This window comes from Shewanella gaetbuli (assembly GCF_023284065.1).
Classification (GTDB): Bacteria; Pseudomonadota; Gammaproteobacteria; order Enterobacterales; family Shewanellaceae; genus Shewanella; species Shewanella gaetbuli.
Window position 1 is genome coordinate 113,178 of sequence record NZ_JAKIKP010000003.1, and the last position, 21,855, is coordinate 135,032.

The window sequence follows — 21,855 nt, forward strand, 5'->3', positions numbered from 1 at the left end:
GTATGAGAATTCTGTACGGTGTACAAGGAACTGGCAATGGTCATATTAGTCGAGCAAGAGTGATGGCTAAGGCGTTGAAGCAAAGTGGTTTAAAGGTTGATTTTTTATTCAGTGGCCGGCCAGCAGAACAGTATTTTGATATGGAAGATTTTGGTGATTACCAGCAGTGTAAGGGGCTCTCATTTGTCACTGAACGTGGTCGAGTTAATTTACTCAAAACAGCGCAAAAATCATTGAGTCGATCGATTTTCAATGAAGTCAGCGAGTTAGAGGTTAAAGGTTACGATTTAGTGATTAATGACTTTGAGCCGGTGACGGCATGGGCAGCTAAGCAACAAGGAGTGAAATCGATATCCATTAGCCATCAGGCCGCTTTACAATATCCAGTGCCCAAACAAGGTGGAAATTGGATAGATGAGGTGATTATTAATCATTTTGCCCCAACGGACATTACATTAGGTTGTCACTGGCATCATTTTGGGTTTCCTATTTTACCGCCATTTGTCGAGGTGCCATGCTCTACGGCACAATATTCCCAGCAAATTTTAGTGTACTTACCCTTTGAAAGTGCCGATGAAATTGCGCGATTTTTAACACCGTTTTCGGATTACCAATTCTTTGTTTATCACAGTGTGAAACCCATTAAGCCTTTAGCGGAACATATCAAATGGTTTGGTTTTAGCCATGAAGGTTTTAAGCAACATCTTGCTCAGTGTGGTGGGGTAATTGGCAATGCAGGATTTGAATTAGCCAGTGAAGCGATGTCATTGGGTAAAAAATTACTAGTCAAACCCTTACTTGGCCAATTTGAGCAAGCTTCTAATGTGGCTGCATTAGAATTATTAGCTGCGGCAGATAGCATGCAAGTATTAGATCCAGTGAAAGTGTCTCGATGGTTAAAAGCCCCGTCGCCAAAGCCTATTCAGTATCCTAAGGTGGGAAATGCATTAGTTGATTGGATTAAAGCGGGAGATTGGCAGCAACCTCAGTTGTTATGTGATGAGTTATGGTCGCAGGTGGAACTGCCTGATAACTGGCAAAAGCGACAGTAAACTCAATATTGTTAAGCCAATAAAAAAGTCAGGCTAATTAGCCTGACTTTGACAATATTGCAATGCTTACTTCATTAAGAGTGTTTACTGTGAAGCACTTCAAGTAGTTGATCTTCATATTCAAATCGACTTTCCATCGCTTGCGCTAGTTTGGCCAGATCAGTATCTAATTGATATAAAACTTTATCGTCGGTTGACTCGGTATATTTATCATTGAAGTCTAATGCCGTATCGGTGCTTTCGCTGATCATGGGTAATAACTTTTGCGCAGTTTCTCGGCTGGCTTCACCATGGGTGCCACATTCGCTGACCACTTTATCGTAAACTTCAAAATGACCTTCAGAAACGTAATCCACTAATTGCTGACAAAAGTCTTTAATTTGGTTGGTATCAGGTAGGCTATTATTCGAGGTCGAAGTGGGTGCAAGCCCTGCAATTGCAAAGTATTTAATGAGTAGGTTTCTGCGGTGGGTTAACCATTGGTCAATTAATTTATTGGCACCGCCCCAGCGTTGTTCTGCCTTTTCTAGTTTTGTAAGCATGACTATGTACCTAGCTTGCAACTTTATCGTAACAACTACTGTATTTGACAACGACTGAGTTGATCAACTGTTTTTATTATTTTTTGCGAAAGGATAGACCAGATTCAACCGACACTGGTTTTATGGGGCAATAAAAAACCCAGCGATAGGTAACTATCACTGGGTGAATTAAGCATAGTAAGGGCTCGATTAATCAAGCTTCTTGATTGTTCTTGCTAGCGCATGCTTTTTATATCAAACGCACACCATTGGTGCAACTATTTATCTTCATAATGTGCCATCGATGAATGTGTTGTTGCTTTTGTAATCAATCGTTAGGCTTTTTTCACATTATTGAAAACAGATATTAGGATTAGCTCACATAAATTCCCCATAATTAGTTACATTAATCGCGTAAGTGCTAAACTACCGACCTGCAAAAATTCATAACAATCTAGGAATATAGCCCCTATGGCAGAACTAAAGAATGATCGTTATTTACGTGCTTTATTAAAACAACCTGTAGACAGAACTCCTGTATGGATGATGCGTCAAGCGGGACGTTACCTTCCTGAATATAAGGCAACACGTGCTGAAGCTGGTGATTTTATGTCTTTGTGTAAAAACCAAGACTTAGCATGTGAAGTGACATTACAGCCATTACGTCGTTACGACTTAGATGCTGCAATTCTTTTTTCTGACATTTTAACCGTACCCGATGCGATGGGTTTATGTCTGTATTTCGAAACGGGTGAAGGTCCGCGTTTTGAGCGTCCAACCGATACCATTGACGCGATTAAAAAACTTGCAGTACCAGATCCAGAAATGGAACTGGGTTATGTAATGCGCGCAGTAAGCACTATTCGTCGTGAACTAAAAGGCGAAGTACCGTTAATTGGCTTTTCTGGTTCGCCTTGGACTCTTGCCACTTACATGGTTGAAGGTGGTTCAAGCAAAGCGTTTGAGAAAATCAAAAAAATGGCTTACGAAGAGCCAGCAACATTGCACCTATTGTTAGACAAACTGGCTGATTCAGTGACCTTGTACTTAAATGCACAAGTTGCCAATGGCGCGCAGTCGTTAATGATTTTCGATTCTTGGGGCGGTGCATTATCACATCACGCCTACCGTGAATTCTCATTACGTTACATGCAAAAAATTGTTGACGGTTTAACTCGTCATGCCGATGGCCGCACTGTACCGGTTACCTTATTCACTAAAGGTGGCGGTTTATGGTTAGAAGCAATGGCTGAAACCGGTTGTGATGCTTTAGGCTTAGATTGGACCGTTGATATTGGCGATGCTCGTCGTCGTGTTGGTGAAAAAGTGGCGCTGCAAGGCAACATGGACCCATCTGTACTTTACGCTTCTCCTGAGCGTATCCACCAAGAAGTAGATCAAATCTTAGCTTCTTATGGTGAAGGTACTGGTCATGTATTTAACTTAGGCCACGGTATTCACCAACATGTTAACCCTGAACATGCAGGGGCTTTCATTAACTCAGTACATGAGTTATCGGCTAAATATCATAAGTAATAGTGCAAGCTAATGCATTGTGATGATGCCAGAAAAGACGAGCCTTGCTCGTCTTTTTTTATGGCCAACAAGTGAGTGATGACGGTTAATAAATAGCTGTTTTTATTGTATTAGTGGCCTTTGTCACAAACTCAAAAGTTTATATTCTAATTTGTGATCTTTGCAAAACTCTTATGTTGGTTAATTTGATAATTTCTCCAGCCTGAAATTAAAATATTGTTTAGCTGACTAGCTTTGTTTACTGATGGGATGGAAGCCACATCTAGCAGCTTTAGCCTAAAGAGAGTTAATTATGAAAATTCAAATTATTGTTGCCTTAGTGTTCTTTGCTATCTTCGCTGCGTTGCTTCCTGGTACTCATTATATTTATGTTGCTAATGCTGATTACTACATGGGTCAGTTTGTTACCGTTGCAGCCGTTTTATTAATGTGGGGCAGTTTAGCCGCCGGTGTTGCGAGTTTATTTTTCCACAAAATTAAAGCGCTTTACCAATCAATTGCGAACGCATAACAACTAGCGTTTGAGTGATACTTTTGCAGGTATTGCATAAGGTATTACCCATATAACACTAAGCCATCTAATTTAGATGGCTTTGTTGTATGGGGGGGCTGTTGAACTTCTTATTGTGGGGCTATTTCAATCATAAACTGGCTGCCTTCACCGGGTGTGCTGTTAATATTAATTGGGCATCTCAAGAGTGTGAGTAGTTGCCTGACAATGGCGAGGCCGACGCCTAATTGGGGCAGCGAATTGTCATTGTCGTATTTAACATAGACCGGTTTTGACTCACCTTGGTTTAGGGATAGCTGGGTTAATGCTTCTACTTCATGTTGATGCATTCCGGCGCCAGTGTCTTCAACCGTAAGCCATAGTTGCCCTTGTTTTAGCTGGGTATAAATAGAAATAGTGCCGCCACTTGGGGTGTAACGTAGGGCGTTATCAACCAAATTATTTAATACTCGGCGCATCAATTGTGGGTCGGTTAAAATAACTTGGTTGTTGGGGTTTTCTAGCTTAAGGCTCACATTTAAGCTTTCTGCTCTGGGGGTGAAAGTTTGCCTTACTTGAGCTAATAATTCATTTAAGTCTACTTGCTTAACCTGTGCTTCTATTTGACCATTTTCAAGCGCCGCTAATTCTAACAATTGTGCCAGTAACTGCTGTAAAGTTTGCCCTGAGTTTGCAGCGTATTGAATTAGCGCAGCATCACGTTGCTCTTTAGGTAAAATCAACCAAGTATCTATATAGCCTAATAACGCGGTTAGTGGTGTTTTTAGATCGTGCGACAAGTGCAGTAAAAAATCTTGCTTGGCTTGTTGCTGCTGTTTTACCTGTTTTTGTTGTTGCTGTATTTCGACTAACAATTGGTTGATATGTTCACTTAATTGGTTGATCTCTAAGCTGCCTCTATAGCGTTTTGGTAACCTTAATTGATGACCAAGTGGCTGCTTTTTTAAGTGTTGTAAATCATTAACCAATTTTTGAATTGGACGAGTGAAATAGTGTAGCAACAGCATTAATAGTATCAACGCGAAAATAATCCAATAACCTATGGTGACTCCCCAAATTTTGGGGCGATTTTCGGCATTGATTAACGCTTGCCAACTGTCATAATCCTCGCCGCCTATAATCACATATAAATATCCACTATGAAGCCCGTTTGCAGTGATTAATTGGCTGACAGAAAATATTTTTTTGACATCAGTTGAGCGTGGGTCTGTGCCTAAAATCGGTAAGTTTTGGCCGTTAAGAAATTGCTCAATATTATTAATGTCTACTCGATGCTTTTTTATTTTTTCTTCTTTTGCATCATAAGCAATCACATTTCCTTCAGGGTCAAGCGTGTATATTTCAAAGCTTGGCCCTAATAGCATGAAGTCATGAAAAGCTTCTTTGAGCGCGGCATCAGAAGTGACCCCTTGTGATAATAAAGGGTTAATGTGCGCCATGTGTTCAGCTAGTTCTTTATGTAAAGACTGCTGAACTTGATTACGGCTAAATTCATGGTTCAGTTGCAACCATTGCCATAGTGCAATAAATAACATCAACACAATGGCGCTTGCGACTAAAAATAGCCTTGTAAATAAACGGGTCATTAGTGGGCATGCGCCTCTGGTGGAGCAAATTTATACCCGACACCCCAAACGGTTTTTACTAGGTCGTGTTCACTACAACGAGAAAGCTTTCCTCGTAAACGATTGATATGGCTGTTTACAGTGTGCTCATAACCGCTGTAGTTATAGCCCCATACGGCTTCTAGCAGTTGTAGTCGACTAAAAACTTGTTGCGGATGTTTGGCTAAAAATAATAATAAATCGAACTCGCGTGCGGTTAACTCAAGGGGGTTGTTAAAGGCGGTAACTTGGCGGGTGCTGGCATTAATACTGACACCATCATAATCAATTTGTTGATGATGTTCATGTTCAACCAAACCTCGTCTTAATTGTGCTTTTACTCTGGCTCTGAGCTCTAATACGCTGAAAGGCTTTACAAGGTAATCGTCTGCGCCAGACTCTAAACCAAGCACCACATCGGCTTCAGTGTCTTTGGCAGTAAGCAACATGATGGGCATTTCTTTTTGCGCTTGTCTGAGTTGTTGGCAAAGCATAATGCCGTCTCCATCGGGCAACATTCTGTCCATTAAAATCAAATCGACTTTGTGAAAGTCAATAATTTGATTTGCTTGTTTAAGGGTTGTTGCGTGACTCACTTGATAATTAAGGGCTGTCAAATTCAGCATAATTAGTTTGGCTAAATCTTGTTCATCCTCAACCAATAATATGTGTTGTGGGCTTGTGTGTGTATGGTGTTTGGCCGAACTGTTCATACATATTCCTCAAAACAGATCCTTGTGTTCTTTGCAAAAGACCTGAATTGAGGTGATAAAATTTCAAATTGATTAAATTTTATTCTGTACGAACAATTTTTATGGCAACCACAGGGTTATCAAATCGATGTGAGGGCATTAATACAGAGTCAGCAAGGCCATCATATTGGCTTATTACACCAGGGTGACCGTGCACAAAGTTAATGTCATCTCGTTGTTCGTTAAACCCTTCTCCTTCATCAGCAGGGCCAGGAATTGTCCCTTTTGCTTCAGAGTTAACCTCGGTGCCAGCATCATAAGCCATTCTTCTCATCATGATTGGTGCGTCAACTTCCATACCGGCAATGTTGTAGCTATTCACACCGGTAAATCCGTCATTAGTATTGCCTAACATTGATGCTAAGCTAATGTTGGCTACAGCTGATTCTTCAACCGATAGCGTTAATGTTTCGCTCATTCCCGGCAAAATGGGGTTTGTTCCTGTTACACTTGCGGTTAAGTTTTCTAATGCCTCTAAACCTGACGCGTCACCGCCTTCAGCTATCATCTCAATGGCAACGCTAGCTGGTTGTCCTACTTTCCATAAGTAAGTTTCAGCGTTATGAGCCGCTAAGAAAACGGGAGATAAGGGTTGGTTAGCCGTTAAATTAGTTACCGTAACGGTAAAGGTTTGCATTACTGCCGCAGGCGGAGTGGACTCTACTGGTGGCATATTATCATTGTCATCACCACAGGCTGACAGCAGGGTGGTGGCTAAAACGATGGCAACTAAGCTGGGCTTAAATGTTAAGTCAGTGCGTTTCATGAGCTACCTCCTTATTTTACGGTTACCACAACTTTGGCAACAGGGTTTAGCCAGCGATGAATACGGCTATCTAAGTCACTGGCTCCGCCAGCAGGGTCGGTATCCCCTAATACGCCGGGATGGATGTGCACGTGCATATTTTGCGAACCATCCATTACTCCGTTGGCATTTTCACCACCATCATCGCTTGGTGCAAAAGGAATACCGGCAACCCCTGGCATTCCGCCACCGTTAATAATTTCATCATTAGCCTCGGTGCCAGCATCATACGCGTTGATGTACACGGTATAGCGGCCTGCTTCAGAGGGAATCATCCAGCTGTCTAATCCGATAAAGGCATCATTGGTGGGTAATACCATGGCGACTATAGATAAGTAATTGTTGTCTCCGGTATCCAGCATGTCTGAGTCAGCAGTGTGACCTGCGGCAAGTAGTCCTTTGGCGGGGTTCATTATGGTCATTCCGCCAGCACCGGTAACGGCTGTATTAAGGTCAGCTATTTCCCCACCTTCAGCCATTTTTTGTAAAGCGGGGGTCGCTTTTTCACCGACGTTAAATAATTGGCTATCACCGTCGTGTGTGGCAATTAAAATGGGGGTAAAATGATTTCCGTGGGTAAGATTTGTAACGCTGACTTCAATGTTGGCTGCTTGTGTTGATACACTAAACAATCCTGCTGCTAATAAACTGATGCTAATAATTGATCTTTTCATAACCGAGCTCCTTTTGTTTGAATGAGCTCAGTATTGCAAACGGATATCACTGGCTTATCGCCAAATTATCACGAAAGTATAACATCGTGATTGGCGGCAATATTTACCGAGTTAAGCATTAATAATTAATAAAAATATAAGAATAAACAATATGATAAAAGAATTGACTGCAGAGCACTTTTTAGATGTTTTAACCTTGGGTGAGCAAGTTCATGGCCAAGGTTATATGGATATGGCTGAATTAGAAGCCATTTATCACAAAGGAATTAAGCAGGGTATTAATGCAAATTTTGTCATTATTGAAAATGATCAGCTAATAGGCTTTAGGCTGACGTATGCCGCTGGAAATTGGCAACCAGATCAATGGTGCACCCTTGATGAGTGGGGAGTTGATGCAAGCGAGGTATGCTATTTCAAGTCAAATACCATTGCTGAACATGCTAGAGGTAAGGGGCTGGGTGGGCAATTATTACAAGCGTCTATAGATGCGGTGATCAAGCAAGGGGCTAAGGCTGGAGTGAGTCATTTATGGCAACAAAGTCCGAACAATGCTGCGGTGAGATATTTTACCAAGGCGGGTGGTAAATTAATAAAGCAACACCCTCAACGCTGGCATCAACGTTACATGGGGCCACAGTATGTTTGTGTGCTATGTGGTAATGATTGTCACTGTGTGGCCTGTGAAATGTTATTGGTATTTTAATTTTTCACTTATTTTGCGTCATAACTAAAAGGCTGAATCATGTATGACCCTCTGGTAAATTCAACGCCCGCAAAACAACCTTTTTGTGAGAGTTATTGGGCAAGCACCGTTAAGCTTGGTCATGCCTTACCGCCATTAAAAGGTCGCCAGCATACCGATGTGGCTATTATTGGCGCGGGTTATACTGGCTTATTGACTGCCTATTATCTTGCCAGTCAATATCATATTGACTGCCATGTACTAGAAGCCAATCAAGTGGGCTTTGGTGCCAGTGCTCGTAATGCCGGTTTTGTGTTGAAAGGCTCTGGGCGTTTAGGTTATGCCGAGATGGAAAAACGTTGGGATTTAAACACAGCAAAGGGCATATATGCTGAGTTTAGCCAAGCGGTGGCTCGGGTCGAACAGCTTATACAACAACATAATATTCAATGTGAGCCACAACAAAAAGGCTACTTAAAAGTGGCGCATAACCCTAAAGCACTGCAACAACTTCAAGCCGCTGCAGATTATATTCAGCATAAATTACTTGAGGGGAGCAACAATGGCGCATCTGACTCTAGGGCATTTCAAGCTGAGTTTATTGATGCTGATACATTTCGAGCCGAGTATTTAAATCATCATCAGGCTTATGGCGCTTTACGGCTTAATGATGGTTTTGGCGTTAATCCGCTTAAACTATTGCTAGGCTACAAAGACATGGTGCTGCAACAAGGGGTGACCTTGAGCGAGCAATCTTGTGTGATTGATTGGCAGCAAGAAAATAATCAACATCGCTTGATAACTGACCAAGGAGAATTGCTTGCTAATAAGGTGATTATGGCGGGTAATGCTTATACGCCGAAACGCTTTCATGCGGCCACAGATAACAAGTACTTACCTATTTTAAGCAATGTAATCGTCACCGAACCGTTAACTGCTGAAGAGTTACACATTGCTGGTATTCACACAACGCAAGTGACCATGGATACCCGTATTTTGAAGTATTATTATCGGCTGTTGCCAGATAACCGTTTGCTATTTGGCGGTCGTGGCGCTGTGTGGGGTAAAGATGCCCATCAGCCCATTTATGGCCAGCGTCTTAAATTAGCCTTAGATAAATGCTTTCCAATATTAGCAAATAAAAAAGTGCAGTTTAATTGGACCGGCTGGATTGCAGCGGCCTTTGACGACATGCCCCATGTTTATTGTCAAAATGGCTTGGGGTACTCGTTAGGTTATTGTGGTGCGGGCGTTTCTTTTAGTAGCCAAGCGGCTTATCGATTAGCGCAGGCTATTGCCGGTGAAACCTTGCCAAACTTGCCTTTATATCGCCAGCCATTACCCTCGCACCCTTCAAGCATACTGCCTTTTGGGCAAGTGAAGCGAATAGGGCAATGGGGTTACTATCATTATGGCTGGCTAAAAGACCGATTCGGTTAAGGGGTATCTGCTGGTGAATTTTGCCGTTGTTTATATCGGGTGAAGAAGTTGGGTAACAATGACATAAAAATCATACCGAACATTAAGCTATATTGATAAAAGCTAAAGCTTTCACTCATCAATACTAAGCCTGACACAATACCTGCAATAGGGTTGGCAATGCCGCCAAAGGTGAAATCAACCACCGACATTTTTTGCAATAACCACACATACATGCCGTAACCTACTGCGGTGTTTAATACAATAATCCACACTAAACCTAGCATATTGGTTTGGCTGAATTGCTCAAACGCTTGCCAATATGGCTCAGGGGTTATTAGCATTTGTACTGCAGCCGCAACTGTTAATAACCCTCCGCCAATAATTAATTGCCATGTCAGCACTGACCACCAATGAATCCGATTGCCAATCCCTTTCACCAAGGTGCTGCCAACAATAATGCACATAATAGCGCCGAACATTGCCGCTAATCCCATCGGGTTTAAACTGATTGCACTGGGGTCGAATAGTAACCAAGACAATAATATTAATATTGCACCACTTAGCGCCTGTATTTTTTTAGGCTTAACCTTACTTACAACCCAATGATATAACATGGCAAAAACCGGAACCGATATCATGCCAACGCCAGATATTGCTGAAGGCAATGTTAATGCCATAACAAAAATTAAGCTGAAAAACACCCCAATGTTGATTAAGCCTATTGCACCCATAATTGGCCAGTCTTGTTTAGCGGGCACAGTGGGTTTGAGGATTAATAAAATTAGTCCAGCGGGTAATGCGCGTAACGCCCCTAGTAATAACGGCGGCCAATCTGGCAAGGTAAATTGAGTCACAGCATAAGTCGTGCCCCAAAAAAACGCCGGTATCATGGCTAATAATATATTCATTAAAAATTTCCAGTAGCGGCCAAAGAAAATGGCAAAAGACATAACGAACCCAGCTAGGATTCGTTATGGCTATTGTATCAATATAAAAGTTGAATAAGGGGGTGAGATTACAAGGTAAATGAAATAAATATCCCTGCAATAGCAGCGCTTAACAGGTTAGAGCAACTCGCTGCAATAAGAGTGCGTACACCGTATTGTGCAATAAAGTCTTTACGTGAAGGGCAAAGTGTACCTAAGCCTCCAATCAAAATACCCATTGAGGCAATGTTGGCAAAACCGCATAAGGCAAAGCTGATTATCACTTTACTTTTTTCATCTAAAACTTGTAAGCCGGCTTCGGCAACCATTTTAGGATCTTGTAAATAAGGTGACAAATCTGAATAAGCGACGAACTCATTTACAATTAACTTTTTGCCAATCATCGAACCTGCAATACCTATATCAGCTAAAGGTACACCCAGTAAAAAAGCTAATGGCGCGAATATCCAACCTAAAATTAACTCTAAGGTTAAGGTGACCCCAAATATATCGCCCACACCACCTAAAATAGTATTGACTAAGGTAACTAAGCCAATCATGGCAATTAGCATTGCACCAATGGCGGCAGCAAGTTTTAGACCGCTCATTGCTCCTTCACCGGCAGCAGCCAGTAAATTTACCGGCGGTTTGTCGGTAAATGTAATCGATTTACTAATGGTGTAAGTTGGAGTAGTTGTTTCAGGCACGATAATTTTGGCAAATAAAATACCGCCAGGAACCGCCATAAATGAGGCTGCAAGTAGGTATTCCATATTGACTCCCATCATAGCGTAACCCGCTAAAACCGTACCAGAAACTGACGCCATACCACCACACATAATGGCAAAAAACTCAGAATCGGACATTTTAGGCATATAAGGTTTAACTACTAGGGGCGCTTCACTTTGACCAACAAAAGCGTTTGATACTGCCGACATTGACTCTGCTTGGCTTGTACCCACCACTTTAGCAACAGCTCCGCCAATAATGCGAATAATAAATTGCATTATGCCTAGGTAATAAAGTACTGAAATTAAAGCAGAGAAAAATACCACTAACGGCAGCACATTAAGGGCAAAAACAAAGCCTATACCTTCAACTGAAAAGTTAACTAGATTGCCAAATAAAAATTGAATACCTGACTTACCGCTGTCTAATACAGCATGAACACCATGGGACATACCCTCTAAAATTGAGCGGCCAATTGGCACATATAACACCAGTGCGCCGATGGCCATTTGCAAAGCAAAAGCTGACCCAACAACGCGCAGTGAAATAGCCTGACGGTTAGTTGAACATAAATAACCAATCACCAGTAGCGCGGTAATCCCTAAAAAGCCGATAGCAAACATAACGCCTCCTATGAGTTAAAGTGGTTCTTCATAAACTCATTGATTAAGATGATAAAGTTGCCCTCAGCGAGTTTGGCGCACTTTAATGTTTGGTCATGAGACAGTTCTACATCGCCTAAACCTTCGGCCATATTGGTAATGGCGCAAATGGCTAAAACCGGCAAGCCGCAATGTGCTGCAGAAATCACTTCAGGAACCACTGACATTCCCACCACGTCGCCGCCAATAATTTGCATCATGCGAATTTCTGCAGGGGTTTCAAAATTTGGGCCGGTGTAAGAGACAAAAACACCTTCATTTAAAGTAATGTCATTTTGGCTTGCCACCGTAAGCGCTTCTGCCCGTAAAGTTTTGTCATAGGCATTGGCAAGGCTAAAGAAACGTGGGCCATATTCTTCATCATTTGGGCCACACATTGGCGATTCTGGCATGGTGTTTATATGATCACTAAATGCCACCAATGAACCAACATCAATGCGGTCGGGTCTTAATGAGCCTGCAGCATTAGTTACCAGTAAAAATTCACAACCTAAGCGCTTGAAAACACGCACTGGAGTGGTCATCACTTTCATGGTTTGATGCTCATAAAAGTGGCCGCGACCTTTCATACAAATCACATCAACGCCATTCATGGTACCTAGCACTAATTCTCCAGAGTGACCTTGAACTGTGCTAACAGGAAAGCCTGCTAATGACTCATAAGGAATCACTACTTTATCTTGTAACTCATCGGCTATGACGCCTAGACCTGAACCTAGAATAAAGGCGGCTTTCGGCTCAAAGTTAGGTTTATGTTGTTTGATAGTGTTAATTGCGACAACGACGGGATCTGTGCTCATGATTACCTCGAAAACATTAGTGTTTGACCTCATCGATACTAACAAAGCTATTTTTGCTAAACATCGTTAAAAACCGCTTAATCATGCTATATTTCAGCATGGTTTTGCGATGAGATAATGCTCCTTAAGCAAACTCGAAGGGAGGAGAATAGATGGTGAGAAACGCTTTATGAAAAAACATAATGAATTCATAGATAAAGTGACATTTAAAATGCTGCGTTATTTTTTTGAGCTAGCAAATACCTTACATTTTGGCAAAGCAGCTAATAATTTGAACATCACTAATTCGCCATTAAGTTCTCAAATTAAAGAGTTGGAAGCGGTTTTAGGGGTTGCATTAGTGGAAAGAAACTCCAGAAATGTGAGCTTAACCACAGCAGGTAAGGTACTGAAGTTAGAGTGTGATCACATTTTTCGATCTGTTGAACACTCTATGCAGAAAGTGAAGCATGCCGATCGCCAACAGAGTAAACATATTCGGTTAGGAATTGTCAGCTCGGCATTTTGGGCAGGGTTGGGTGAAATGGTGAAAAGCTTTAATCAGCAGTATGCTGACTACGAGGTGGATATTATTGAAATGTCACCACGAGCACAAAAGCACGCCATTTTAAATAAAGACATTGATATAGGCTTAGTGCGTTTTGCTGATGCTTTAGAGATTCATCCTCTATCCAGCACACCCTTAACCAATGAGTGTTTTGTGGTGGCTGTGGCGCAAGACAATCCGTTAGCCCAGCAAGAAATAACCACCTTATCGGCATTACGTAATCAACGATTCAGTTTTATGCGCCGTGAAAACTCTGCTTCAGCGGCGCTGATAATTAATGAATGTACTCAAGCGGGATTCATTCCTGAAGTGGGTAAAGAGTTTATTGAACCTACAAGTTTGATGGCATATGTGGCCATTAGCCAAAGTATTGCCGTGGTGGCATCAAGTTTTACTGCCCACCAATGGGAGGGGATTCAATTTGTTCCTTTAAAAGAAAAAATTCCTGCCAGTTTGTGTGCTATTTATGATAACCATTCTTACTCAGACGCTGCCCAGTTATTCATAAAGTGCATTTCTGAAGCACAATAATATGCATTATCAGCTTACCGCTGGTGTTTCTACAGGCTCTACTAATGGCTCAATTTTAACGTTGAAGTAAGCATAAGTTGCACTAATTAATGGGCAAATCAAATTGAAAAAAGCATAGGGCAGATAGGCTATGGTTGCCACTCCCAGAGTACTGGCCATAAACGCACCGCAAGTATTCCACGGCACTAGCGGGCTAGTTACGGTGGCTGAATCTTCTAATGAACGGCTTAAATTAACTGCGGCAAGTTTACGGTTGGTGTACTCCATTTTTAACATTCTACCGGGTAACACAATGGCAATATATTGGTCGGCAGTAATCACATTCGCACCAATACACACGCCTAATGTGGTAATAATTAAACTGGAGGTGCTGGTCACTAAAGACAGAATACTTTGCAGGATTCGCCCTAGTAATCCAGTCACTTCCATCACCCCACCAAAGGCCATTGCGCAAATAATTAGCCACACGGTTGTGACCATACTGCTCATACCGCCACGGCTGAGTAAATTGTCGAGCATTGTATTGCCGGTATTGGCCACGTAGCCGTCAAACATGGCAATCCAAATCCCTTTTATTACTGCAACAGCAGGCAATAAGTCAGGGGTTTGTGCATAATCGACTACATTATCGAACTGAAAAATAACTGCACAAAGAGCCCCAGCTAAGGTGCCAATAATAACGGTGGGAAAGGCGGGCATTTTTTTATTGGCTAGAAACAACACCACGAATAGCGGAATTAATAAGTGAGCCCCGACGTTATAGTGTTGCTCAAGTAATTCAAGAGTCTGACTCAGTTCACTTTTCACCGGTGACGCTTCAGCGGTTAATCCTAAAATAGTAAACCCAATCAACGCCAATATAATGCTGGGTACAGTGGTCCATGTCATGTGTTTAATGTGGCTGAAAATATCTGTGCCTGCTACTGCTGGCGCTAAATTAGTGGTATCAGACATCGGTGACATTTTATCGCCAAAATAGGCGCCACTAATAATGGCTCCCGCAGTAATGTTGATATCTAACCCCATAGCTGAAGCGATACCTATTAACGCAATACCTAATGTGCCTGCCACAGTCCATGAGCTGCCAATACTAATGGCTACAATGGCACATAAAATACAGCAAGCACTGTAAAAGTACTGTGGGTCTAATATGGTCATGCCATAGTAAATCATGGTGGGAACGGTACCGGCTAAAATCCACGTGCCGATTAATGACCCCACGCTAAACAAAATCAGTAAGGCGCCAGTGGCCACACCAACACTTTTAACGATGCCTCGCTCCATTTGGTTCCAGCTAAAACCATTTTTGAAACCGATAATCATAGCGATGCAAGCCGCTAGCACTAAAGCAATTTGGTTGGCGCCAGAGGAGCTATCTGATGAAAACAAATATACCGCTGCCGCTAACATCAATATCAAGGCAAATAGTGGGATAAGAGCATCTAATAAGCTAGGTTGTTTAGTGATTGATTGCGGTTGCGAAGACATGAAGATCCTTGTCGTTATTCTTATTATGATCAATTTATGCAGCACAAATTATCTTAATGCTGATTGTTACTTTTGTTAATAATTTGTTTTGGCGCTATCCTGACATAAGTCTTATCAATAAGTCGAGTCTTTGACCTAGCTTAAGTTTCAGTTTGCTTGTTAAGGATGAATTACAGGCTTAAGTGGCTCTCGTTTGTTGGGCTTTTCAGTGGTATGATTATTTTTTACAATTTGTTAACTAAAGTTTCGATGACTTATGTTTACTTTTAGCCTCCGTAATAATAAAAACAATAAACCGTTGGTACATGACCGTTATTTTTCATGGGCATCTTGGGCTTTTTTTTTGGTGCTAATGTTGATTCAAGTCAGTTTTGTCTCGGTGGCTGAGCCTGTTGATTTATCCCGTTTGTCCCATGGTAGTATGGGAAAGCACATTGAATATTTTCGTGAACGTGATGGTAAAATCTCCCTCCAACAAGCTAGGCAAAAATTTCAAACTGAAGAGCTCACTAAAGGAACCAGCCACTCTATATCTTTGGGGATTGGTGTTGATCCGGTTTGGATGACCTTTTCAATAAATAACACTACCGCTGAAGCTCTGCTTTATCGCTTGTCAGTCGAAACCCCCTGGATTGATTACATTGATACTTGGTTAATTCACAATGGTGAAGTGTTAACTCATGTCAAAGGTGGCGATGGTGTAGCGTTTGCCAAAAGGCCTATGCAATATCGATATTATGCGTTTGAACATGCATATCCTGTGGGCGTGACTCAAGTAATTATGCGGGTTGAAACTAAGGGGCCGATGGCGTTGCCGGTGCAATTTAACTCGGTTGAAAAGGCCATTAGTCGTGATATTGCCAGCGGTTATCAGTTTGGTGCGTTGTACGGCATTATGGTGGCTTTAGCATTATATAACTTAGTGCTGTTTGCCTTTATTCGTCGTCGAGAATATGGCTTATATGGCTTGTATCTAGTGGGCTTTGTGCTTAATAGCTTGTCGTATACTGGGCAATTGCACACCATTTTTACCGCTGATTTTGGCCCTTACTTTCAAGACTGGGTCGATATTTTTTTAATGATCACCTATAGCGTGGCAGGGCTTCATTTTGGTCGTTCATTACTGCAAACCATTGACTATGCCCCTAAGTTAGATGCTTTCATTGTGCGGACTACTATTTATATTCCATTGGGTATGCTAATTGGACTGGTGTTTAATCAGTTGCTATTTGCAATGGCATTATCATTTTTATTAAATAGTTGTTTTGTATTGTTATTTATCGCGATGGGTGTCAAGGCGCTTTATGCCAAAAAGCCATTTGCGATGATCTTTATTTTATCTTCTGTTACAGCGGCAATTTGTATTACCGTTTCTACCTTGGCTGTTGCGGGTATTCTAGTGCCGTATAACGATTACACCTTTAAAGCCATTGAGGTGGGGATGGCGTTTGAGGCAATTCTATTAGCGTCGATTTTGGCGCGACAATTTAGAGTGGCGCAACTTGAAAAGGTGGTTGCTGAAAAGTTTGCTCATACCGATCCATTAACGCAATTAAATAATCGTCGCGGGTTTTATGGCTCGACCAAATCTACTCGGCAACAGATTGTCAGAAACGGAAGAGATATTTCCGTGGTATTGATTGATCTTGATGCCTTTAAGTCAGTGAATGATATTTATGGTCACAGTAAAGGCGATGAAGTATTGGAATCCGTGGCTCAAGCTATTGTTCAAACATGCCGTAAAGGTGATATTTCGGCTAGGTGGGGCGGTGAAGAATTTATCATATTTTTACCTGAAACCTCGCAAAAAAGCGCCATGATACAAGCTGAGCGTTTGCGGGCGGCAATAGAAGCCATTGACTTAACCGCTCAAGGTGAGGCGTTAACGGTTACTGCGAGTATAGGCGTAGCCGGTTCAACTGATGGCCAATATTGCAATGAGCCTTTGTCACTCAACAGCTTTGAAACCATGATAAATGCCGCTGATAAAGCTTTGTATGAAGCTAAAAATAGCGGCAAAAATCAAGTTATTGAACAGACCGCGATAACCGATTTTTCAATCTAATGTTTTTCCCGATGAGATGCGAATCACTGAATGAGTCATTTAATGGCTATGCTGGTGGCCATTGGCTTCAAGGGCATGACCTTGTACATCATAAAACCCGCTAGCACCATGCTCAACAAAACCTAGGGTGACCATTTGAGTTAAAAATGGATCACTATGGTCATCACCAATGTCGGCATAATCTGTGGTTTTGTATTGAGATAAATTGTTGAAAAACGCCTTAATAGTAGCGGGGTTATGCCCAACCTCAATCAATTTCCAGTCTTCAGTTACTTGCTGTTTTCCTTTGCCTTGTTGCCAACTAAATTGGCTAATTAGCTTGAGCTCAGGTAACCAAGTTAACGTTACTAACCCGTTTGGTGAATTTTTACTAAACCTTTGAGTACGCTTGCAGCCTTGTCCCGACTCGTTAACTAAGGTGAGCTGCTCAATAAGCTTGTTTGATACCAGTTGGTAACGATAAGACCAATCTTTTTCAGTTTTTCCGTGAACCACTTCACCCGGTTGATACTCAATAGCACGTTGATAGCCATCAAAATATCGGCTGGGTTTTATTTGTTGATTAGCCAGCAAATACCAAGACTCGGTAATGTCAGTTTGTGGATATTGGTGCGCAACGGTGTTTCCCTGACGCCAAAGGTTAATTTGGCTTTGATGCACTGTTTTGGCTGTTTGGTTTGAGGATGATGTAAGCTGATAACTAGCGTTAAGGATATCTGGGTTTAATTCACACTGGGCAAAGGTTTGTGCTGAATATAAACCGGAAATTGTAGTTAAGGCGAGTGTTAATAGGTAGTTGTTTTTCACAATAAATTCTCGATGCAATAGATTAAGCATTGGCGGTTGTTTACCAAGTTGATGAACACAAGTTTGTTAGTAATAAAGCAGGGCAAAACAATGCCCTGCTTTGTATTGCTAAAGGTTAATTGGCTGCTAAAGCTGCGTTAGCTTGAGTAGTTAAGTCTGCAGCAAAGTCCATTACGTGATAAACCACGCTTTGTTCATTGGTGCCGTTAACCAATAATGCCCCAGGGCCTTGAGCATAAATACCCACATCTTCACCAGCATGGGTTTCAGAGCTCATTGGCACTAATGCTTCTTGATGGTAGCCCGCTGTTTGAGTATCAATATCGCTTAAGTCATGACGACCTGCAGCAATATCATGGCCATAACCTTCGTCAGCATCGGTTTCTGTGCCTAAGTTTTTAAAGCCGCGTCCATTGGTGTAACCCAAAGTCGTGTATGGCATGCCATCTGAAGCGGTAGCAGGTTCTTCACTGCCAACTCCCACCACTTTCCCCAGAATTGGGTTGCCTCGCTTAGGGTAACCAGCAATGGTAAATACATGGCCATGGTCGGCGGTAACAATGATTAATGTGTCTGACATATCGGTCATTTCAACGGCTTTTGTTATGGCATCTGAAAAGGCAATTGTGTCGGTCAACGCGTTATAAGCACTGCCTGCATGATGACCATGGTCAATTCGACCTGACTCGACCATTAAGAAGAAACCCTCATCATTGTTATCAAGAATATCAATTGCTTTAGCGGTCATTTGGGCTACTGAAGGTTCACCTGCAATGTCGTTGTGGCGGTCAGCCTCATATTGCATATGCGACTCGTTAAATAAGCCCATTAAACGCTTGGTGCTATTGGCGTCTACCGCATCGAATCCGGCTTGGTCATAAACATAAACACCGTCGGCATACTTGGCTTGCCATTCTGCAGTGAGATCGCGACCATCGGTACGATCACCTTCGGTAGAACTGACGGCATCGGGAGAATTAAATGCGGTGTCTTTGGGTAAAAAGTGTCGACGACCACCACCCATCACCACGTCAATGCCATCAACATCTGCACCTGTAATACGGGCCTCAAGATTCGCTTCAAAGTTGACTAACTGATCGGCAATATCTTTACAGCCTGCTGTTACCGCCTCTGCTGGCATATCGGAAATATCTTCCCAATTACGGTCTGCTGATTTGGCATAAGTGGCAGCAGGGGTTGCGTGAGTGATGCGCGCGGTTGAAATAATGCCTGTTGATTTACCGGCAATTTCAGCCAGCTCAAGGGCCGTAACCAGTTCAGTTCCAGCCACTGTGCTACAGTCGCCACGCTCAACTTGCTCATTCACCCCAATGACTCCAGCGTCAGTTTTTACCCCGCTCATCATTGCGGTCATAGTGCCTGCTGAATCAGGGGTTTGTGCATCAACGTTGTAGGTTTTAGCCAACCCGGAGAACGCAAAAGTATCAAAAGACAGGTTATGTTCTTCACCCATTTTGCCTTTTAATTGTCCTTCTAAAATACGTGCTGCTGTGACGGTAGAAATACCCATACCGTCACCTACAAATAAAATCATGTTTTTAGCCGTTCCCTTTAGTGAAGCTAAATTGGCCGCTTGCGATACTTGTAATGTACTGGCTGTTTTAGCGTTATTAGCTTGCGAGTTTGCTCCAGCCTCAGAAGCGGTTGCGTTTAACCAAGTTTGGCGTGCTTTAGCAATTTGCTGTTGGCCAGCTAGAAACCATTCGTTGTTAACACTGGTTAGCAACTCATTACTGCTTACGCTGGTTTTTCCTGGGGCACAAACATATTCTGTTGCGCTAATTTCGCTTGCTTGTAGCGTACCGTCTGCATCAGTGTCGACACCTGAGTCGATTCTTACCCCTGTATTAGGGCAGTTAGCATCGCCAAGGGGCAGTGCTGTTTGGGTGATCAGGCTAGTGGCACCATTTGAACCATCTGTGCCGTTTTGTCCGTCATCGCCATCTGAACAGGCGGTTAAGCTCATTATGGCTATGGCAACTAGCGTTAAATTTAGGTTTTTCATTTAGTTATCCTGCTTATTCTTGAATTAGGTCTAGAGATTGCTCAATAAGATGAAATACAACACTTTGTTCAACGACACCTTGTACCAATTGTGCTCCGGGGCCTTGAGCGTGTAGTGCGATATCTTCTCCAGAGTGAGTCTCAGAGCTCATTGGAATTAAGGCTTCTTGATGAAAACCAGAGGCTGTTGTGTCGACATTAGTCAGGTCTTGTCTACCTGCGTTAATCTCTTCGCTGTAACCTGCATCTGCGTTGGTTTCTGAGCCTAAGTCATGCATACCATTACCATTTGTGTAGCCTAAGGTGGTGTAGGGTAGGCCGTCTGACGCTGTTGCAGGTTTGTCACTACCAATGCCTACCACTTTGCCAAGAATTGGATTACCGCGCTTGGGGTAACCTGCAATGGTAAACACATGGCCATGGTCGGCTGTGACGAGAATAAGTGTTTCGTTAGGATCTGTTTTTTCTACCGCGGCTTTTACCGCATCAGACAGTGCAATCGTGTCAGTTAAGGCGTTATAAGCACTACCAGCATGATGACCGTGGTCAATACGGCCTGACTCCACCATTAAGAAAAAGCCTTGGTCGTTATTGTCTAATATATCAATGGCTTTAGAGGTCATTTCGGCTATTGAAGGTTCACCGGCAATGTCATTTTGACGGTCGGCTTCGTATTGCATATGTGACTCGTTAAATAGCCCCATTACACGTTCTGTGGACTCGGTATTTATGGCATCAAAACCGGCTTGATCCATAACGTAAACCCCATTGCTATATTGGCTTTGCCATTCTGCAGTTAAATCACGTTCGTCGGTTCTGTCACCTTCTACTTCACTTACGGCATCAGAAGAGTTAAAACTGGCATCTTTGGGTAAAAAGTGACGGCGACCACCCCCCATTACCACTTCAATACCATTAACGTCTACGCCTTTGAAACGAGCCTCTAGGTTAGCTTCAAAATTAACTAATTGATCGGCAATATCTTTACAGCCGCCAGTAACCGCATCTTCAGGCATGTCAGAAATATCTTCCCAGTTACGGTCTGCTGACTTTGCAAAGGTGGCTGCAGGTGTGGCGTGGGTGATGCGTGCGGTAGATACAATACCAGTTGATAAGCCTTTAATTTCGGCTAGCTCAAGTGCGGAAACCACTTCATTGCCAGCAACCGTTGAGCAGTCGCCTCGAACAATGTCTTCATCAACACCAATAACGCCTACATCGGTTTTTAAGCCTGACATCATGGCCGTCATGGTGCCAGCTGAGTCAGGTGTTTGTGCATCAACATTGTAAGTTTTAACCAACGCGGTATGAGGAAATGTTTCGAAGCTGAGGTAGCCTTCTTCACCATTATTTCCAGCTTGTTGTCCTTGTAAAATGCGCGCTGCTGTTAGGGTTGAAACACCCATACCATCACCAACAAATATAATGACATTTTTAGCTTTAAACTGATTGTTACTATTGAGCTTTTTGTTAATGCTGTTTTGTGCGTCAGTATACCAAGCGCTGTTTGTTTGATATGACGGCAGTACGTCAGCATTAAGTGCACTTGAAACAACTAATGCAAGCACGGCATATGATGCTTTGAAGGTATTATTCATTACGTTGTCTATCCTATTTGACGAGTTGCGTTCTATTGGGTTTTTCACTAAAGAGACGCAAAGCAGCATAGAGTTCGGTTATGACTAATCGCTTACAGTAAATTGATATTTTTGAGTC

The 21,855-nt window shown here is 42.4% G+C and carries 19 protein-coding genes; 7 read left to right on the plus strand and 12 right to left on the minus strand.

Going from position 1 to position 21,855, the window contains the following annotated elements:
* Positions 1-2 precede the first annotated feature (2 nt).
* Complete coding sequence (locus L2672_RS05515) at positions 3-1,052, plus strand: MJ1255/VC2487 family glycosyltransferase (protein ID WP_248994835.1); 1,050 nt, start codon at positions 3-5, stop codon at positions 1,050-1,052.
* A 74-nt stretch (positions 1,053-1,126) separates the two neighbouring features.
* Here the strand turns inward: L2672_RS05515 and rsd are convergent, their stop codons facing one another.
* Positions 1,127-1,594 carry a sigma D regulator gene (rsd, locus tag L2672_RS05520; protein WP_248994836.1) on the minus strand — a complete coding sequence of 156 codons (468 nt, stop codon included), beginning with the start codon at positions 1,592-1,594 and terminating at the stop codon, positions 1,127-1,129.
* A 450-nt stretch (positions 1,595-2,044) separates the two neighbouring features.
* Here rsd and hemE point away from each other — a divergent pair, with 450 nt between their 5' ends.
* Together hemE and L2672_RS05530 are read left to right on the plus strand one after the other, a co-directional pair.
* On the plus strand, positions 2,045-3,109 hold the full coding sequence (gene hemE / locus L2672_RS05525) for a uroporphyrinogen decarboxylase (RefSeq protein ID WP_248994837.1): 1,065 nt from the start codon (positions 2,045-2,047) through the stop codon (positions 3,107-3,109).
* A gap of 292 nt (positions 3,110-3,401) precedes the next feature.
* Positions 3,402-3,620 (plus strand): hypothetical protein, encoded by a 219-nt coding sequence (locus L2672_RS05530; RefSeq protein ID WP_248994838.1) that lies wholly within the window; start codon positions 3,402-3,404, stop codon positions 3,618-3,620.
* 110 nt (positions 3,621-3,730) lie between these two features.
* Here L2672_RS05530 and L2672_RS05535 read toward each other — a convergent pair whose 3' ends face one another.
* The 4 genes from L2672_RS05535 to L2672_RS05550 all read right to left on the minus strand — a co-directional run bounded on the left by L2672_RS05535 (position 3,731) and on the right by L2672_RS05550 (position 7,455).
* Positions 3,731-5,206: a sensor histidine kinase gene (locus tag L2672_RS05535; RefSeq protein WP_248994839.1), complete on the minus strand. Its 1,476-nt coding sequence runs from the start codon at positions 5,204-5,206 to the stop codon at positions 3,731-3,733.
* On the minus strand, positions 5,206-5,937 hold the full coding sequence (locus L2672_RS05540; protein WP_248994840.1) for a response regulator transcription factor: 732 nt from the start codon (positions 5,935-5,937) through the stop codon (positions 5,206-5,208). The genes L2672_RS05535 and L2672_RS05540 overlap by 1 nt, the downstream gene beginning before the upstream one ends.
* 79 nt (positions 5,938-6,016) lie before the next feature.
* Positions 6,017-6,742 carry a spondin domain-containing protein gene (locus L2672_RS05545; protein ID WP_248994841.1) on the minus strand — a complete coding sequence of 242 codons (726 nt, stop codon included), beginning with the start codon at positions 6,740-6,742 and terminating at the stop codon, positions 6,017-6,019.
* An 11-nt stretch (positions 6,743-6,753) separates the two neighbouring features.
* A complete protein-coding gene (locus L2672_RS05550) occupies positions 6,754-7,455 on the minus strand; it encodes a spondin domain-containing protein (RefSeq protein ID WP_248994842.1) in 702 nt (233 codons plus the stop codon).
* 151 nt (positions 7,456-7,606) lie between these two features.
* On the opposite strand from L2672_RS05550, the gene L2672_RS05555 reads away from it, so the two are divergent.
* Positions 7,607-8,158, plus strand: a complete 552-nt coding sequence (locus tag L2672_RS05555) for a GNAT family N-acetyltransferase (protein ID WP_248994843.1) — start codon at positions 7,607-7,609, stop codon at positions 8,156-8,158.
* 39 nt (positions 8,159-8,197) lie between these two features.
* Positions 8,198-9,577, plus strand: a complete 1,380-nt coding sequence (locus tag L2672_RS05560; RefSeq protein ID WP_248994844.1) for an NAD(P)/FAD-dependent oxidoreductase — start codon at positions 8,198-8,200, stop codon at positions 9,575-9,577.
* Here L2672_RS05560 and L2672_RS05565 read toward each other — a convergent pair.
* The 3 genes from L2672_RS05565 to xapA all read right to left on the minus strand — a co-directional run bounded on the left by L2672_RS05565 (position 9,574) and on the right by xapA (position 12,676).
* Positions 9,574-10,467, minus strand: coding sequence for a DMT family transporter (locus L2672_RS05565; protein WP_248994845.1), 894 nt, complete (start codon positions 10,465-10,467; stop codon positions 9,574-9,576). The two genes, L2672_RS05560 and L2672_RS05565, sit on opposite strands and share 4 nt — an antisense overlap.
* Before the next feature lie 107 nt (positions 10,468-10,574).
* Positions 10,575-11,837, minus strand: coding sequence for a NupC/NupG family nucleoside CNT transporter (locus L2672_RS05570; protein WP_248994846.1), 1,263 nt, complete (start codon positions 11,835-11,837; stop codon positions 10,575-10,577).
* 8 nt (positions 11,838-11,845) lie between these two features.
* Positions 11,846-12,676 (minus strand): xanthosine phosphorylase, encoded by an 831-nt coding sequence (gene xapA, locus L2672_RS05575; protein ID WP_248994847.1) that lies wholly within the window; start codon positions 12,674-12,676, stop codon positions 11,846-11,848.
* Positions 12,677-12,845: 169 nt separating this feature from the next.
* Between xapA and L2672_RS05580 the strand changes: the two genes are divergently transcribed.
* Entirely contained in the window at positions 12,846-13,754 is a 909-nt protein-coding gene (locus L2672_RS05580) for a LysR substrate-binding domain-containing protein (protein ID WP_248994848.1), read from the plus strand.
* A 9-nt stretch (positions 13,755-13,763) separates the two neighbouring features.
* Here the strand turns inward: L2672_RS05580 and nhaC are convergent, their stop codons facing one another.
* Positions 13,764-15,242 (minus strand): Na+/H+ antiporter NhaC, encoded by a 1,479-nt coding sequence (gene nhaC / locus L2672_RS05585; protein ID WP_248994849.1) that lies wholly within the window; start codon positions 15,240-15,242, stop codon positions 13,764-13,766.
* 352 nt (positions 15,243-15,594) lie between these two features.
* Between nhaC and L2672_RS05590 the strand changes: the two genes are divergently transcribed.
* Positions 15,595-17,307 carry a sensor domain-containing diguanylate cyclase gene (locus L2672_RS05590; RefSeq protein WP_248994850.1) on the plus strand — a complete coding sequence of 571 codons (1,713 nt, stop codon included), beginning with the start codon at positions 15,595-15,597 and terminating at the stop codon, positions 17,305-17,307.
* Positions 17,308-17,346: 39 nt separating this feature from the next.
* Here the strand turns inward: L2672_RS05590 and L2672_RS05595 are convergent, their stop codons facing one another.
* The 3 genes from L2672_RS05595 to L2672_RS05605 all read right to left on the minus strand — a co-directional run bounded on the left by L2672_RS05595 (position 17,347) and on the right by L2672_RS05605 (position 21,737).
* Complete coding sequence (locus L2672_RS05595) at positions 17,347-18,114, minus strand: hypothetical protein (RefSeq protein ID WP_248994851.1); 768 nt, start codon at positions 18,112-18,114, stop codon at positions 17,347-17,349.
* Positions 18,115-18,229: 115 nt separating this feature from the next.
* Complete coding sequence (locus L2672_RS05600) at positions 18,230-20,140, minus strand: alkaline phosphatase (RefSeq protein ID WP_248994852.1); 1,911 nt, start codon at positions 20,138-20,140, stop codon at positions 18,230-18,232.
* A gap of 13 nt (positions 20,141-20,153) precedes the next feature.
* Positions 20,154-21,737 carry an alkaline phosphatase gene (locus L2672_RS05605; RefSeq protein WP_248994853.1) on the minus strand — a complete coding sequence of 528 codons (1,584 nt, stop codon included), beginning with the start codon at positions 21,735-21,737 and terminating at the stop codon, positions 20,154-20,156.
* Positions 21,738-21,855: the final 118 nt, after the last annotated feature.

Bases quoted from the DNA above. Each gene is read 5' to 3' on its own strand.
- L2672_RS05560 (WP_248994844.1), top strand. From the start codon at position 8,198: ATGTATGACCCTCTGGTAAATTCAACGCCCGCAAAACAACCTTTTTGT.
- L2672_RS05600 (WP_248994852.1), bottom strand. From the start codon at position 20,140: ATGAAAAACCTAAATTTAACGCTAGTTGCCATAGCCATAATGAGCTTA.
- hemE (WP_248994837.1), top strand. From the start codon at position 2,045: ATGGCAGAACTAAAGAATGATCGTTATTTACGTGCTTTATTAAAACAA.
- L2672_RS05580 (WP_248994848.1), top strand. From the start codon at position 12,846: ATGAAAAAACATAATGAATTCATAGATAAAGTGACATTTAAAATGCTG.
- L2672_RS05540 (WP_248994840.1), bottom strand. From the start codon at position 5,937: ATGAACAGTTCGGCCAAACACCATACACACACAAGCCCACAACACATA.
- L2672_RS05555 (WP_248994843.1), top strand. From the start codon at position 7,607: ATGATAAAAGAATTGACTGCAGAGCACTTTTTAGATGTTTTAACCTTG.
- L2672_RS05565 (WP_248994845.1), bottom strand. From the start codon at position 10,467: ATGAATATATTATTAGCCATGATACCGGCGTTTTTTTGGGGCACGACT.
- L2672_RS05535 (WP_248994839.1), bottom strand. From the start codon at position 5,206: ATGACCCGTTTATTTACAAGGCTATTTTTAGTCGCAAGCGCCATTGTG.
- L2672_RS05550 (WP_248994842.1), bottom strand. From the start codon at position 7,455: ATGAAAAGATCAATTATTAGCATCAGTTTATTAGCAGCAGGATTGTTT.
- nhaC (WP_248994849.1), bottom strand. From the start codon at position 15,242: ATGTCTTCGCAACCGCAATCAATCACTAAACAACCTAGCTTATTAGAT.
- L2672_RS05515 (WP_248994835.1), top strand. From the start codon at position 3: ATGAGAATTCTGTACGGTGTACAAGGAACTGGCAATGGTCATATTAGT.
- L2672_RS05570 (WP_248994846.1), bottom strand. From the start codon at position 11,837: ATGTTTGCTATCGGCTTTTTAGGGATTACCGCGCTACTGGTGATTGGT.
- rsd (WP_248994836.1), bottom strand. From the start codon at position 1,594: ATGCTTACAAAACTAGAAAAGGCAGAACAACGCTGGGGCGGTGCCAAT.
- xapA (WP_248994847.1), bottom strand. From the start codon at position 12,676: ATGAGCACAGATCCCGTCGTTGTCGCAATTAACACTATCAAACAACAT.
- L2672_RS05590 (WP_248994850.1), top strand. From the start codon at position 15,595: ATGTTGATTCAAGTCAGTTTTGTCTCGGTGGCTGAGCCTGTTGATTTA.
- L2672_RS05530 (WP_248994838.1), top strand. From the start codon at position 3,402: ATGAAAATTCAAATTATTGTTGCCTTAGTGTTCTTTGCTATCTTCGCT.
- L2672_RS05605 (WP_248994853.1), bottom strand. From the start codon at position 21,737: ATGAATAATACCTTCAAAGCATCATATGCCGTGCTTGCATTAGTTGTT.
- L2672_RS05545 (WP_248994841.1), bottom strand. From the start codon at position 6,742: ATGAAACGCACTGACTTAACATTTAAGCCCAGCTTAGTTGCCATCGTT.